Origin of the sequence: Bacillus sp. SJ-10 (assembly GCF_002843505.1) — a bacterium.
Lineage (GTDB): Bacteria > Bacillota > Bacilli > Bacillales > Bacillaceae > Bacillus > Bacillus velezensis.
Window position 1 is genome coordinate 878,834 of the sequence record NZ_CP025258.1, and the last position, 13,431, is coordinate 892,264.

The 13,431-nt window shown below is 46.0% G+C and carries 12 protein-coding genes and 3 riboswitches; of the genes, 6 read left to right on the forward strand and 6 right to left on the reverse strand.

Features of this window, described 5'->3' with window-relative positions:
- Positions 1-58: 58 nt before the first annotated feature.
- A riboswitch (purine riboswitch) is annotated at positions 59-159 on the reverse strand.
- 363 nt (positions 160-522) lie between these two features.
- Positions 523-1,404: a methyltransferase domain-containing protein gene (locus CXL14_RS04475; RefSeq protein WP_014419241.1), complete on the forward strand. Its 882-nt coding sequence runs from the start codon at positions 523-525 to the stop codon at positions 1,402-1,404.
- 33 nt (positions 1,405-1,437) lie between these two features.
- On the opposite strand, the gene CXL14_RS04480 is transcribed toward CXL14_RS04475, so the two are convergent.
- The 4 genes from CXL14_RS04480 to pepT form a co-directional block, all read right to left on the reverse strand.
- Positions 1,438-2,574 carry a 5-methyltetrahydropteroyltriglutamate--homocysteine S-methyltransferase gene (locus CXL14_RS04480; RefSeq protein ID WP_014419240.1) on the reverse strand — a complete coding sequence of 379 codons (1,137 nt, stop codon included), beginning with the start codon at positions 2,572-2,574 and terminating at the stop codon, positions 1,438-1,440.
- 77 nt (positions 2,575-2,651) lie between these two features.
- Positions 2,652-2,738, reverse strand: a riboswitch (SAM riboswitch).
- A gap of 83 nt (positions 2,739-2,821) precedes the next feature.
- Positions 2,822-3,298 carry an LURP-one-related/scramblase family protein gene (locus CXL14_RS04485; RefSeq protein WP_014419239.1) on the reverse strand — a complete coding sequence of 159 codons (477 nt, stop codon included), beginning with the start codon at positions 3,296-3,298 and terminating at the stop codon, positions 2,822-2,824.
- 103 nt (positions 3,299-3,401) lie between these two features.
- Positions 3,402-3,569, reverse strand: coding sequence for a hypothetical protein (locus CXL14_RS20140; protein ID WP_003150808.1), 168 nt, complete (start codon positions 3,567-3,569; stop codon positions 3,402-3,404).
- A 576-nt stretch (positions 3,570-4,145) separates the two neighbouring features.
- Positions 4,146-5,378, reverse strand: a complete 1,233-nt coding sequence (gene pepT / locus CXL14_RS04490) for a peptidase T (RefSeq protein ID WP_014419238.1) — start codon at positions 5,376-5,378, stop codon at positions 4,146-4,148.
- Between the two features lie 210 nt (positions 5,379-5,588).
- Here pepT and galE point away from each other — a divergent pair, with 210 nt between their 5' ends.
- Positions 5,589-6,605 (forward strand): UDP-glucose 4-epimerase GalE, encoded by a 1,017-nt coding sequence (gene galE / locus CXL14_RS04495; protein ID WP_014419237.1) that lies wholly within the window; start codon positions 5,589-5,591, stop codon positions 6,603-6,605.
- Between the two features lie 46 nt (positions 6,606-6,651).
- On the opposite strand, the gene CXL14_RS04500 is transcribed toward galE, so the two are convergent.
- On the reverse strand, positions 6,652-7,191 hold the full coding sequence (locus CXL14_RS04500) for a DUF4352 domain-containing protein (RefSeq protein WP_119834765.1): 540 nt from the start codon (positions 7,189-7,191) through the stop codon (positions 6,652-6,654).
- A 345-nt stretch (positions 7,192-7,536) separates the two neighbouring features.
- A riboswitch (guanidine-I (ykkC/yxkD leader) is annotated at positions 7,537-7,638 on the forward strand.
- Positions 7,639-7,703: 65 nt separating this feature from the next.
- Here CXL14_RS04500 and CXL14_RS04505 point away from each other — a divergent pair.
- The 4 genes from CXL14_RS04505 to CXL14_RS04520 all read left to right on the forward strand — a co-directional run bounded on the left by CXL14_RS04505 (position 7,704) and on the right by CXL14_RS04520 (position 11,759).
- A complete protein-coding gene (locus CXL14_RS04505) occupies positions 7,704-8,540 on the forward strand; it encodes a YitT family protein (RefSeq protein ID WP_003150818.1) in 837 nt (278 codons plus the stop codon).
- Positions 8,541-8,705: 165 nt separating this feature from the next.
- A complete protein-coding gene (locus CXL14_RS04510) occupies positions 8,706-9,599 on the forward strand; it encodes a PucR family transcriptional regulator (protein ID WP_014419236.1) in 894 nt (297 codons plus the stop codon).
- A 117-nt stretch (positions 9,600-9,716) separates the two neighbouring features.
- On the forward strand, positions 9,717-10,817 hold the full coding sequence (locus tag CXL14_RS04515) for an ABC transporter ATP-binding protein (protein WP_014419235.1): 1,101 nt from the start codon (positions 9,717-9,719) through the stop codon (positions 10,815-10,817).
- Positions 10,818-10,916: 99 nt separating this feature from the next.
- Entirely contained in the window at positions 10,917-11,759 is an 843-nt protein-coding gene (locus CXL14_RS04520; protein ID WP_014419234.1) for a polysaccharide deacetylase family protein, read from the forward strand.
- Between the two features lie 35 nt (positions 11,760-11,794).
- Here CXL14_RS04520 and CXL14_RS04525 read toward each other — a convergent pair whose 3' ends face one another.
- Positions 11,795-13,138, reverse strand: coding sequence for a citrate/malate transporter CimH (locus CXL14_RS04525; RefSeq protein ID WP_012118784.1), 1,344 nt, complete (start codon positions 13,136-13,138; stop codon positions 11,795-11,797).
- Between the last annotated feature and the right edge of the window lie 293 nt (positions 13,139-13,431).

Consider the following 13,431-nt stretch of genomic DNA (forward strand, 5'->3'; position numbering starts at 1 on the left):
TGATAAATAAGAGCCAAAAGAAAAGAATAGACAGCGTCATATGCTTTTCACTCGTTCAAATTTATGCAAACTTTCTTGTAGTCTAGTCTTTTACGGCACTAGGTAGAAACAATCAGACCATATTACTGATCATATACAAGAATAACGATATTACATGAGATAGCAGTATTTTATCGTTTCAATTTTTGAAAATCAACCTTTTTAGATATTTTCAAAATAATAAATTTATATTATAAATAAAGAAAATAAAGGATGTTCATAAGTAATTGGATAATAAAGGTTTAAAATACCCCCAAAAACCGTTCCGGTTCATTGTAAAGACGGGATGCAGCTGATAAAATGGATCTGAGGGCACAGCCTTCAAAAGACGGCAGAAAAGGGGTCATTTTCGTGATCATTCAGTTCATTCGTTACAGATAATGAGAGGTATAGATAAATAGGTTAAACCTTCCAATTTGGCGAGGTTTATTTGTCTATGCCTTTTTCATTTCATCGGAATAACGAATGAATGAGGTGTTTTTTTTGACGTCTATAAAAAGAAAACGCGCGGAATTACTGCAATCATGCCAGTCCGTGTTCAGGTGTCCGCTATGCCGGTCGGCCATGGCGGTCTCACAATACAAAAGCTTGATTTGCGGACAGGGGCATACATTTGATATATCAAAACAAGGATATGTGAATTTCCTCAATAAATCGGTCAAAACCCGCTATGACAGGCAGCTGTTCGAAGCGAGACGCGAGCTTTTTGACAGCCGGGAATTTTTTGGGCCGGTTCAAAAGGAGATCGCCGCCGTCATCAGCCGTAAGCAATCTCCGCATAAACCGGCGGCGATATTGGATGCGGGGTGCGGAGAAGGCTCTCATTTAGCCGCCGTATGCAAATTGCTTCAGCCCGCTTTTTCCGTGACGGGAATCGGCATTGATCTCTCGAAAGAAGGTGTGCTGCACGCCGCAAAGGCCTTCGGGAATCATATGGTGTTTGCCGTCGCTGATGTGGCGGATGCGCCGTTTGCCGACAGCTGTTTTGATGTCGTAATGTCCGTTTTATCACCTTGGAATTACAAGGAATGCAGCAGGCTTTTAAAAAAGGGCGGCACAGTCATTAAAGCGGTGCCGCGGCGTGATTATTTGAAGGAAGTAAGGGAATTCTTCTTCGGAGACAGTCCTCGGCGGAATGACACCGCCGATTCTGCGGCCGGACGATTCCAAGCGGGCTTTCAAACCTTTGAGCGCAAACCGCTGTGTTACACGAAGACCTTATCGCAGCCTGACCTCGAGCGGCTTGTGAAAATGACGCCCTTAACATGGAAATGTAATGATGACAGCATCCGGCGGTTTATCAGCCGGAAAGAGGCTGCTGTCACGATAGATATCGATATTTTAATCGGAACCGGTCCGCTGTAAAACAGAAAAGACACGCTAAACGCGTGTCTTTTTTTATTTCCAGACTTCACCGGCAATGTTGACGACATGGCGCAGTTTCGCCCATTGCTGTTCTTCTGTGATCAGGTTTCCTTCCTCAGTGGAGGCGAATCCGCATTGCGGGCTGAGGCAAAGCTGATCCAGGCTGACATATTGTGAAGCTTCTTCAATCCGGCGTTTAATCGCGTCCTTGTCTTCAAGTTCGCCATGTTTCGACGTAATCAATCCAAGCACAAGCTGAAGATCAGAGCGTTTGACATAGCGGAGCGGTTCAAAGCCGCCGGAGCGGGAATCATCATATTCCAGGAACAATCCGTCAAGGTCAAGCCCGTCAAAAATCGTTTCAGCCGCTGCATCATAGCCGCCTTCAGCCGTCCATGTGGATTGGAAGTTGCCGCGGCAGATATGCATCGTAACCTTCAGATCGTCAGGGCGGTCCTTGATGGCGTCATTAATGGAAGCGGCAAACAGCTTGCGCAGCTCATCCGGCGTTGTGCCGAAAGCTTCAATCTGACGAAGCCCCGCTTCCGATAAGAAAACGGCCCATGCGGTGTCATCGAGCTGAAGGTAGCGGCACCCGGCGTCATAGAAAGCTTGAATCGCTTTTTTATACGCCTTTGACACATCGTGCTGAAATTGTTTGTAATCATTCTGGTAGGACGCTTTTTCCAATTTTCCGCGGAAAAACAGCATATTCGGACTTGGGATGGTCATTTTCGGAACAGCATCGCCGGCAATGCTGTGCAGGAATTTATAATCTTCGAGCATCGGATGCTGAGAAAAATCAATATCTCCCGTTACTTTAATGCCGCGCGCTTTCGTCTGTACGTTGTGAAACTGAATGCCGCTTTCAGGCGTAAATGCTTCGACGCCGTCTAAGTTTTCGAGAAAATCAAAATGCCACCAGGCACGGCGGAATTCGCCGTCAGTCACGACATTGAGGCCGGTTTCTTTCTGCTTTTCCACACTGCGGATGATTTCTCTGTTTTCGATTTCGCGCAGCTGTTCTGCCGAAATCTCACCCGTCGCTCTTTGCAGGCGGGCTTGCTTCACAGCCGCCGGCCGCAGCAGGCTTCCGACCTGATCCGCGCGAAACGGCGGGTTTTTTCTTAGAAGCGTATGCAATGGTTGTTCTGTGTTTTGCTGTGACATGAACGATTCCTTCTTTCCTGATGAAATATAAAAAGCTCTTCCCTCGGATAGGGAAGAGCTTGCGTCCGCAAATCTCAACCTTATCTTCAGGATTTAGCACCATTCTGCTGAACAGCGGTTGCCGGGTATCATAGGGCCAGTCCCTCCACCTCTCTTGATAAGGAAATATGCTATTTTTCAGAATAAACTGTAATACTCTTAATCTTAGTATGTTTTCTCATATTGTCAATATATTTCGATAAATATTTTATTTATCACCCTCAAATAGAATCATATCTATCACAATGGCGATCGCGAGACAAAGAACGATATCCTCTTCCTTTTCAATCTGCAAATGATAGGAATCGCCCCAGCTCATCCATGATTTACTGACGGTCATCCGGTTTGATTTTCCGTCTGTCACTTGAAAATTCCGGCCCCACACATCGCCGGTAAGATCCCAGCCGAGTCCGGAAATTTCAAATTTCGGTTTGAATAACGTGACTTTCTTGATGACTTGGCAGACGGGTTTGCCGCTGACGGAAATCTCGTAACGGGGAACGAGCGACATCAGTTTCTGATTGACGCTGGCGAGCGTGCGGCCGTCCAAATCAGTCAGCTTCAGTTCATCACCGAATGAAAACAGCTTTCCTTCAACATTGTAGACTTCTTTCCCGCTTTCAAGAAACACTTGAAAACGATTCTTAAACGTCAACATCCGCTCTTTGATATAAAAATGGTACATAAAAAAACTCCTTTTTTATGTTGTACGAAAAAAGGAGGCGGATGGTTTCATATCGGCCGGGTGCATAAAAAAAAGGCTGCCGATTTTGCGGCAGCTGTCGTTTTTATGATAGCGGCATCCGGCGTTTTTGACGGATCGCATTTAAATCAATGATGTTATTCGTGTCGGCAGCTGTCACCAGCGGGCTTGTCTTTGGCGTTTTCCGGCGGTTGTCCTTACTGAAAGAGAAAACAAGATACCCTGTCAAAGCAGCAAAAATAAGTAGCATCATTTTACATACCTCCCAAAAAAAGTTTTGGTATTATTATTGTACGAAAAAACAAACGAAAAGTATTCAAACAATTGTCACTTTTTTAAAAAATAACGTCATTTTCCGTAAAAATGACTATGGGTTGAAGAAATTTTGCTCTTGTTGTGGTTCTATAGATTGTATCGGCTGATGAATGATGATCGTTTATATAACTTTTTCACTATTTTTTGTAAGAGTCTAATTAACCACTTCGTTGTTTTCGTTTGCCTTGTGTTATTCAGTACCCTAAAAAACCTTATAATATGCAAAATAACTGCTTCTAACAGATGACTGCGGAATGACAGCGCTTTCTTTATTTTTTTAAAGAAAACGAGATGTTATCTTAAAAAAATCGTTTGAACATTTTCCGCAGCTTTTTAAAAGGGTTTGATTTCGTCTCCAGAACACGCGGGTCTTTTAAGGTTTTTTTTAATTCTTTCGCTACAGTCCCTCTTGCCATAGTCTTCACTCCTTCTTTCCATTTCATACCTTATATACGGAAAGAAAGGAGGAAAGGTTTCATGTGAAAGAAAAAAACCAAAGCAGGGGGCTTTGGTTTTAAGCGCGCTCTTCAAAGAGCCTGGCGATTTCAACAATGACGTTTACCGCCTTTTCCATATGATCGACGGAAATGTATTCATATTTTCCGTGGAAGTTTTGGCCGCCCGTAAAAATGTTCGGTGTCGGCAGCCCCATGTAAGAGAGCTGTGATCCGTCGGTTCCGCCCCGGATCGGTTCGATAATCGGTTCGATGTCGAGGTTTTTCATGGCTTGATAGGCGACATCGACTATCTCTTTGACCGGTTCGATTTTTTCTCTCATGTTGTAATATTGATCACGCAGTTCAAGCTTGATGCTTTCCTTGCCGTATTTGGCCGCCAGCGCATCGGCGGTTTTCTGCATATATTCTTTTCGTTCTGCAAAGCGGTCTCTGTCAAAGTCTCTGATGATGTACGACAGGGCGGCTTCAGAAACGTCTCCGTTCATGGAAAGTAAATGATAGAAGCCTTCATACCCTTCCGTATATTCCGGCGCTTCTTCTTTCGGCAGCGCGTGATGAAATTCCATCGCGATTTTTGAAGCGTTGACCATTTTGTTTTTCGCCGTTCCCGGGTGGACGCTTTTTCCGTAACAAGTCAGCTTTGCGGCGGCTGCGTTAAAGCTTTCATATTGCAGTTCGCCGAGGGGGCCTCCGTCTATCGTGTAGGCGAATGCGGCGTTGAAGCGGCCGACATCGAATTTGTGAGGGCCTCTGCCGATTTCTTCATCGGGCGTGAACGCGACCCGGATCGTTCCGTGTTTGATGTCCGGATGTTTGATCAAGTATGCCATTGCCGTCATAATTTCGGCAATGCCCGCTTTGTTGTCGGCTCCGAGCAGCGTCGTGCCGTCTGTTGTGATCAGCGTCTGGCCTTTATAGCGGGAGAGCTCCGGGAATTGCTCAGGCGACAGGACGACATTGAGTTTGTCATTCAAAACGATATCATGTCCGTCGTAGCTCTCAATAATCTGAGGATTCACATTTTTTCCGGTAAAATCGGTCGCGGTGTCCACGTGAGCCAGAAAACCGACAGTCGGCACGTCTTTATCCGTATTCGCCGGCAGAGTCGCCATGACGTACCCATTGTCATCGACTGTGATTTCTGTCATGCCGATCGACTTTAATTCATCTGCCAGCATGTTGGCCAATGTCAGCTGGCCGGGGGTTGAAGGGCAGTTTTCATTGTTTTCGTCAGACTGTGTATCGACTTTTACGTAAGAGGTAAAGCGTTCAATGATTTCATTTTTCATACCGTCATCTCCTTTGTCTTATCTTACCATGCGCGGGGGAGGGATTTCTATTTCACAACCGGTTTGATTCGAGGGCTCTGTGTTTTACGCGAATGAAAACAAATTATGAAGAAACGATGACTAAACGATTAAACTTTTTGGAAATGGATGTTTGAGAAAGAAAAAACCGATATAATATGGTCAATTCATTCAATAGAGGAGGCTTTCTTCATGGCGATTTTAGTGACAGGCGGAGCGGGTTATATCGGAAGCCACACATGTGTCGAGCTGTTAAACGGCGGCTATGACATCGTGGTTCTGGATAATCTGTCAAATAGTTCACCGGAAGCATTGGAGCGTGTGAAAGACATTACCGGAAAAGGGCTTGTGTTTTATGAAGCGGATCTCCTTGACCGTGATGCCGTTCACCGGGTGTTTGCTGAAAATGAGATTGAAGCCGTCATTCATTTTGCGGGATTAAAAGCGGTCGGTGAGTCTGTGGCTGTTCCGCTCCGTTATTATCATAATAATCTGACGGGGACGTTTATTTTATGTGAAGCCATGCAGGCACACGGTGTGAAAAAAATCGTCTTCAGTTCTTCAGCGACGGTTTACGGCGTTCCGGAAACAACGCCGATCACTGAGGATTTTCCATTAAGCGCGACCAATCCTTACGGGCAGACAAAGCTGATGCTGGAACAGATTTTACGCGATCTGCATAAAGCGGACTCTGAATGGAGCATTGCGCTGCTCCGCTACTTTAATCCGTTCGGCGCGCACCCGAGCGGCCGGATCGGAGAAGACCCGAACGGCATCCCGAATAATTTAATGCCGTACGTCGCCCAAGTCGCTGTCGGCAAGCTTGAGCAATTGCAGGTGTTCGGCAATGATTATCCGACAAAGGACGGCACCGGCGTGCGGGATTACATCCATGTCGTTGACCTTGCCGAGGGCCACGTCAGAGCGCTTGAGAAGGTGCTGAACACAACAGGCGCGGATGCCTATAATCTCGGCACGGGAAGAGGCTACAGCGTCCTTGAGATGGTCAAGGCGTTTGAAAAAGTATCAGGAAAAGAAGTGCCGTACCGTTTTGCCGCCCGGCGCCCGGGAGACATCGCCGCATGCTTCGCAGACCCGGCAAAAGCGAAGGCTGAATTAGGCTGGGAAGCAAAGCGCGGGCTTGAAGAAATGTGCGCCGACTCTTGGAAGTGGCAGTCCTCCAATGTGAACGGGTACCAAAAGGTGTAAAAAGAAAGAGACCTTCAAATGGTGAAGGTCTCTTTTATTACGGTCATTATTTAATTTTCACTTCAACATCGTTGCTGAACTTTAATTTCCAAGTGCCTTTAGAGTATGCGTTTTTATCAACTTCAAAAGCTTTTACGTCAGTAACTTTAATGTTCGGGTTCAAGTCACTTAAAATTTTACTGTTGTCTACTTTTGTTTCTGTTGCATAGCTTGAAGAAGCATCAATATCTGAATCATAGGATGTTCCTTTAGAATCTACTAATTTCGCTCTTGGAATGGAGAAAGAGCTTAACGGCTTGTTTGAAACATTTTTAACTGTGTATTGAACAGCTACGATAACGCCGCCGTCAGACGCTTTTTTCTCGACAAATTGAGAGCCTACTGAATCTCTTTTTTCCACTTTGGTAACAGTAACTTCAGTTTTCTCAGTCTTAACAGTGTCACCGATGTTATACAGTTTTTCCTTGGATTCCGCAGCTTTTGAAGACGCGGTTTTAGATGATGAAGATCCGCCTCCGCCGCCGATGTTTACGAGAATGATAATAACCACTACTGCCAGAAGCAATGTGATAATTTTATGTCTCATAAAAAAGTTTCTCTGATCTTTACCGCAGTTTGGGCATTTTTTAACGCCTTTAGCGATTTCTTTGCCGCATGCCTTACAAGACACCAGGTTGCCTGCCATAATATTTCCTCCTATGTAAACTATTTCTTAAAAACTACATACTATAATGCCTGTAAAATAACCTATAGTCAATAATATTTTGAGAAAAAAGTATTTTAATGGTTTTTTAGTCATGTATTTTAAGGGTCTTTTTTAGTATCGGCAGATCGTTCGGATTTTTTATAGATTTATTGAAAAAAGAGTGGTTGAACATGTTCGTGATTTCCCGTATAATCTTGAAAGATATACAAAAACTGAACATAAAAAACAGTGGTTTTCTAGGGTTCCGCAATGCTGAATTGGTCTGGACCGAGAGAAAACACACAGCAGGTTCCTGCTGTGACACGTTGGGATAAAAGCCCGGGAGTTTCTGCTCTTTTGATGAAGAGTGCTCTCCCGGGCTTTTTTGATTTTATAAAAAAGGAGTGTCTGGGATGAAAAAGAGATTGCTGGATGTGCTGATGCTGATTATTGGAGCTTTTATCTTTGCTTTGGCCGTTAACTTATTCGCCATTCCGAATGATCTTGGAGAGGGCGGGGTAACGGGAATCACCCTGATCTTGTACTATGTGTTTGAATGGTCGCCCGGGGTGACGAATATCATTTTGAACGGGATCTTATTGATTATCGGATATAAATTTTTAGACGGAAAAACAACGCTTTATACGATCATTACCGTTGTTGCCAACTCACTGTTTCTGCATCTGACGCATGATTGGCACTCGCCTTCACATGAACTCATTATTAATACTATTTTTGCGGGTGTGTTTGCCGGTGTCGGAATCGGGATCATTATTCGAGTCGGAGGCACGACTGCGGGTTCTGCCATTTTGGCGAGGATTGCGAACAAATATCTCGATTGGAACATCAGCTATGCGCTTTTGTTCTTTGATCTGATTGTCGTCTTCAGTTCTTATTTCATCATCGGTGCGGAAAAAATGATGTTTACCATTGTCATGCTGTACATCGGAACGAAGGTAATGGACTTTATCATTGAAGGCCTGAATACGAAAAAAGCGGTGACGATTATATCTGAGCATAAGCACGAAATCGCTGAACAGGTCAACACGCTTATGGACAGAGGGGTTACGCTGCTGTCGGGTAAAGGAAATTACACGGGGCAGTCGAAGGAAATTTTATATATCGTCATCCAGAAACAAGAGCTTTCCATGCTCAAAAAAATTATTAAAAGCTGTGATACAAAAGCGTTTGTCATTGTTCATGATGTGCGTGACGTCTTTGGCGAAGGCTTCGTCGATATCTCTAAATAAAAAGAATCCCTCTGCCGGCGCGGAGGGTTTTTTTCTTATGCCGGCAGAAGCGGTTATATCCGTTTCCCGGGAAATAGCCTGAAAGCTGTTTCTTAAAACGAAGTGGATACAATCGGCCGGACGTTTTATACTGAAAATATGATAGAGCGATAGAAAGGAGCGCATATGAACCCGTTATTGGCAATTTACCCGAGGGCTGTGTTGTCTGATACGTGCTGTACGGCGGAGGATGTCTTTTGCTTTTATGATGAGAAAAGGCGGGTCTATGTCGCCATTCCGAAGGAGGATATTACCCCGAAGGAGAAACTGCTTCTGGAATCATTTTTGGCGCCCGCTGAAGAAAAAGGCGTTTTTTTTCCGGAGACGGCGGCAGCAAAGAGGTGGCGGCGGTTTCTGCTGGAAGAAGGTCCGGTGCCTGATGTCAAGGAGCCTCGTGTCCGTTTTATCCATTATGACTTATTGGGAGAACGCGACTGGGGGGCATTTACGGAAGCGCTGCGCCATTTCTGGCCGGTTTCATATACAGTTGTCCGGACGGGAAGGGATCAAGGCGTGATTGTGGAGGAAGAAAAGCTGGAAGCGCCAGATTCGGATGACATCGCATCTTTTGTGAAGATTCTCGAAGCCGATTTTTATTTCAGTGTCCGTTTTTTCATCGGAAGGTATTATGGCGCGGGAGAACGTCTGCGCCTTCATTATCGGAGAGAACAGCAATATTGTCAGATTGGCCGGCGTTATCTCCCGCAGCTGAGCACGCTGACCGCGGAAACGGTATTTCCGGCCTTGCTCATGGAAGAAAGCAGAGAAAAGCTCTCAGCCTTGCTTCACGAAGAAGCGGCGCTGCTGTTTCAGAAAGAACCGGAGCTGAAGCATACGATTCAGACTTTTATTGAACATAACTCGAACATGTCGCTCACATCGAAAAAACTGCATTTGCACCGCAACAGTCTTCAATATCGGATTGATAAATTTGCGGAACGCTCGGGTATTGATATTAAGACATATCAGGGCGCCCTGCTGGCTTATTTCATTTGTCTGCAGTATGAAAAATCACATTAAATGGGAAATGTGCACGAAGGCAGCGGACTTTTTTTATGAACATTGCCTATATCCGCCGCCGTCTGACACTGTTACAATCCTATTTAAGAAAGCGTTTACAAAAAAGGGGGAGATGACATGGCGGAACTTCGGCTGGAGCATATTTATAAGTATTACGATCAAAAAGAGGCGGCTGTCGATGATTTTAACCTTCATATTAAAGATAAAGAATTTATCGTGTTTGTCGGTCCGTCGGGGTGCGGCAAGTCGACAACATTGAGGATGGTTGCCGGGCTGGAAGACATTACGAAGGGCGATTTCTATATCGGTGACACGAGAGTGAATGACATCGCTCCTAAAGACAGGGATATTGCCATGGTGTTTCAAAACTATGCGTTATATCCGCACATGACGGTCTATGATAATATCGCTTTCGGTCTGAAGCTGAGGAAGATGCCGAAACCGGAGATTAAAAAACGGGTCGAAGAAGCGGCAAAAATGCTGGGGCTCACAGAGTATCTGCACCGCAAACCGAAAGCGCTCTCCGGCGGTCAGCGGCAGCGGGTTGCATTAGGACGGGCGATTGTCAGGGACGCCAAAGTGTTTTTAATGGATGAGCCGCTGTCAAATCTGGACGCAAAGCTTCGGGTGCAGATGCGGGCAGAAATTATTAAGCTGCATCAAAGGCTGCAAACAACCACAATCTATGTGACGCACGACCAAACAGAAGCACTGACGATGGCGACACGCATCGTAGTCATGAAGGACGGAAAAATTCAGCAGATCGGCACCCCGAAAGACGTGTATGAACATCCCGAAAACGTATTTGTCGGCGGGTTTATCGGCTCCCCAGCGATGAACTTTTTCAAAGGAAAGCTGACGGACGGCGCCATTCAGATCGGTTCGGCCGCTCTCGGCGTGCCGGAAGGGAAAATGAAAATGCTCCGGGAAAAAGGGTATGCCGGCAAAGATGTTATCTTCGGCATCCGCCCGGAAGACATACATGACGAGCTGATTGTGGTAGAATCCTATAAGAATTCATCCATCACAGCTAAAATCAATGTCGCGGAATTGCTCGGGTCAGAAATTATGGTTTATTCCCGGATCGGGGATCAGGATTTTATCGCCCGGATTGACGCCCGCCATGACATTCATGCCGGTGAGGAATTGACCGTCGCTTTCGACATGAATAAGGCTCACTTTTTTGACAGTGAAACAGAAATCAGAATCCGCTCATAACGCAAAGCCGGACAGCTGGATGTCCGGCTTTTTTGATGTAACAATTTATGACGCATAACCGATATAAAAAGTAAATAGAAGACAGAAAGCAGGAAAACGATGAAACGCATAATCATGTGCATGTGCCTTTTGGCTGCCGTGTTTACGCTTGCCGCCTGCTCGGGCCATGAGGCAAGCGCCGAACAAAGCATTCCGAAGGCAGAAGCGCACCACGATAAAAAATCTGTAAAGCGCCAAATCAAAAAGCAGCCGGATACGTCCGCCTGGGTTCAAACGAAAGGAACGGCAAGACTGCCGATTCTGATGTACCACAGCATTTCAGAGGGAAACAGCCTGCGTGTGCCGAAGGAAGAATTCCGGCAGCATATGAAGTGGCTTCATGATCACGGCTATTATACGATGACTCCTGAAGAGGCCTATCTGATGCTGACGGAGGATAAGGAGCCGCGTGAAAAATGTGTTCTGATCACATTTGATGACGGCTATACCGACAATGTGAAAGCGGCCTATCCCATTTTAAAGAAATACAAGATGAAAGCGACAATCTTTATGATCGGAAACTTTATCGGGCATAAGAATCATCTGACTGAGAAGCAGATGAAGGAGATGGCCGCCCACGGCATTTCCATTCAGAGCCATACGATGAACCATCTCGAATTGAACGGGCTCACACCGCAGCAGCAGCGACGTGAAATGAAGGACTCTAAGCGTTTATTTGATCAAATGTTCGGACAGCGGACGTCTATGATCAGCTACCCTGTCGGACGATATAATAAGGAAACATTAAAAGCCGCCGCCGCGTCAGGCTACCGTATGGCGGTCACGACGGAGCCGGGAGCGGCGTCAAGAGATCAGGGGCTTTACGGGCTTCACCGCGTCCGTGTGTCGCCGGGCATGTCCGGCGCGGCATTCGGCTCTTATATTCAAAATGTGATGAAATAACAGAGCCTCCGCATCATGCGGAGGCTTTTTTCAGTTTAATAGAATTGATGAAGCAGCAGAAGGGTGACGCTCACGGTAATCGCTCCGCCGATCCTGGTCGACACTTGGGCGAACGGCATAAGCTCAAGCCGTTCAGCGGCGCTCAAGATCGCGACGTCGCCGGTGCCGCCCTGGCCGGAATGGCAGGCATTAATAATCGCCGTCTCAATCGGGTACAGATTCAGCCATTTTCCGGTCAGAAAACCGACGGCCATCATCGTGACGACGATTGATAAAATGGTAATGATGTTGCTGATCGTAAACGCCGCAATCAGCTTGTCCCACGGTGTCATTGAAACGCCGATCGCAAATAAGAGCGGATAGGTCACGGCTGTCGAGAAAAAGCGCGAGACGCCGAAGGCTCCGTTTTCAATCGAAGCCGGCGCCAGCCTGAACAGCTTAATGAGAACGGCAAGGACGAGCATCACGACAGGAGCCGGAAGCTGAAAGAAATCATGCGCCAGCATGCCGACCAAATAGAGGGAAACCGCTAAAATACCGCCCGAAGCGAAAAAGGACAAATCAAACGTTTTATCATTGGCCGGCTGTTCCAATGCGGGAGCGGAATGATCAGACTTATCAACCTTCCCGTTGCCCGTCCATTCCGGTTTGCGTTTCCCGATGACATTCAGCAAACCCGATAACATAATGGCGCACAGGCTGCCGAGCATGATGGACGGCAGCACAAGCGCAAAGGCGTCTCCCTGGGACATCGGCATAATATCGGAGTAGCCGATGGATAAAGGAATCGCGCCTTCACCGACACCCCCCGCCATAATCGGAACGACAATATAAAGCAGCGTGTGCTGAAAGCCGAGCCCGAGCAGCGTCCCGACGCATAAGCCGACGATGGCGGCCGCGATCGAGCCGGCGATCAGCGGAATAAAAATCTTGACGAAAGCTTTGACGAGCGTCTCTCTTTTCATCCCGAGAATACTGCCGACGACGATACCGGCAATAAATAGATAGAGAAAGTTGGAGCTTTCCGTGAATTCTGTTGTTGAAGTAATAATGTCTTTCGGAAGCAGGTGGTAGTAGACGACAGCGGATGGAATAAAGGTTGCGAGAATAGCAGGGCCGCCGATGGACCGCACGATCGGAATGGATTTTCCGATCTGGCCGAAGGTAAATCCGAAAAAACTCATGACGGCAATTGATGTCAGAATGTCGCTTTTTACATCACGGCTCATGACAAACACCGTAATAAGCAAGAAAAGCAGGATATAGATAGGAAGAGGAATAATGCCGATTCTTATATTCATTGCTCTGGCAAACCAGTTATCAGTCCGTTCCTGTTTTTGGATTGAATCCGTTTGCAATTTTGGTTGAAGTTCTCCCATGCTTGTTCCCCCAGTCGTTATGTAGTGAAAAAATATCCCCATTTAAGTATACTAAAAAATTTAAATTGTTCATATATTATGAATTTACTAGAGGACATGCTTTCTTCACATTTTCTTTCTCAAAATGGCGATTTGGCGGGCTTTTTCGCCGAGAAAAGCATTTTGTTCGCCACACGAATAAAAAAGAGGTACGATATCAAAGGGACAAATATCCTAAGCGCTGACATAAAATCTCTACAAATCCGACAATAATCGGTCACAATTTCAGCCTGATTTTAGGTATATTGATCTTT

Coding starts and splice junctions, on each gene's coding strand:
- CXL14_RS04485 (WP_014419239.1), bottom strand. CDS start 3,298: ATGTACCATTTTTATATCAAAGAGCGGATGTTGACGTTTAAGAATCGT.
- CXL14_RS04510 (WP_014419236.1), top strand. CDS start 8,706: ATGAACCCGTTATTGGCAATTTACCCGAGGGCTGTGTTGTCTGATACG.
- CXL14_RS04500 (WP_119834765.1), bottom strand. CDS start 7,191: ATGAGACATAAAATTATCACATTGCTTCTGGCAGTAGTGGTTATTATC.
- CXL14_RS04520 (WP_014419234.1), top strand. CDS start 10,917: ATGAAACGCATAATCATGTGCATGTGCCTTTTGGCTGCCGTGTTTACG.
- CXL14_RS04515 (WP_014419235.1), top strand. CDS start 9,717: ATGGCGGAACTTCGGCTGGAGCATATTTATAAGTATTACGATCAAAAA.
- CXL14_RS04505 (WP_003150818.1), top strand. CDS start 7,704: ATGAAAAAGAGATTGCTGGATGTGCTGATGCTGATTATTGGAGCTTTT.
- pepT (WP_014419238.1), bottom strand. CDS start 5,378: ATGAAAAATGAAATCATTGAACGCTTTACCTCTTACGTAAAAGTCGAT.
- CXL14_RS04480 (WP_014419240.1), bottom strand. CDS start 2,574: ATGTCACAGCAAAACACAGAACAACCATTGCATACGCTTCTAAGAAAA.
- galE (WP_014419237.1), top strand. CDS start 5,589: ATGGCGATTTTAGTGACAGGCGGAGCGGGTTATATCGGAAGCCACACA.
- CXL14_RS04525 (WP_012118784.1), bottom strand. CDS start 13,138: ATGGGAGAACTTCAACCAAAATTGCAAACGGATTCAATCCAAAAACAG.
- CXL14_RS20140 (WP_003150808.1), bottom strand. CDS start 3,569: ATGATGCTACTTATTTTTGCTGCTTTGACAGGGTATCTTGTTTTCTCT.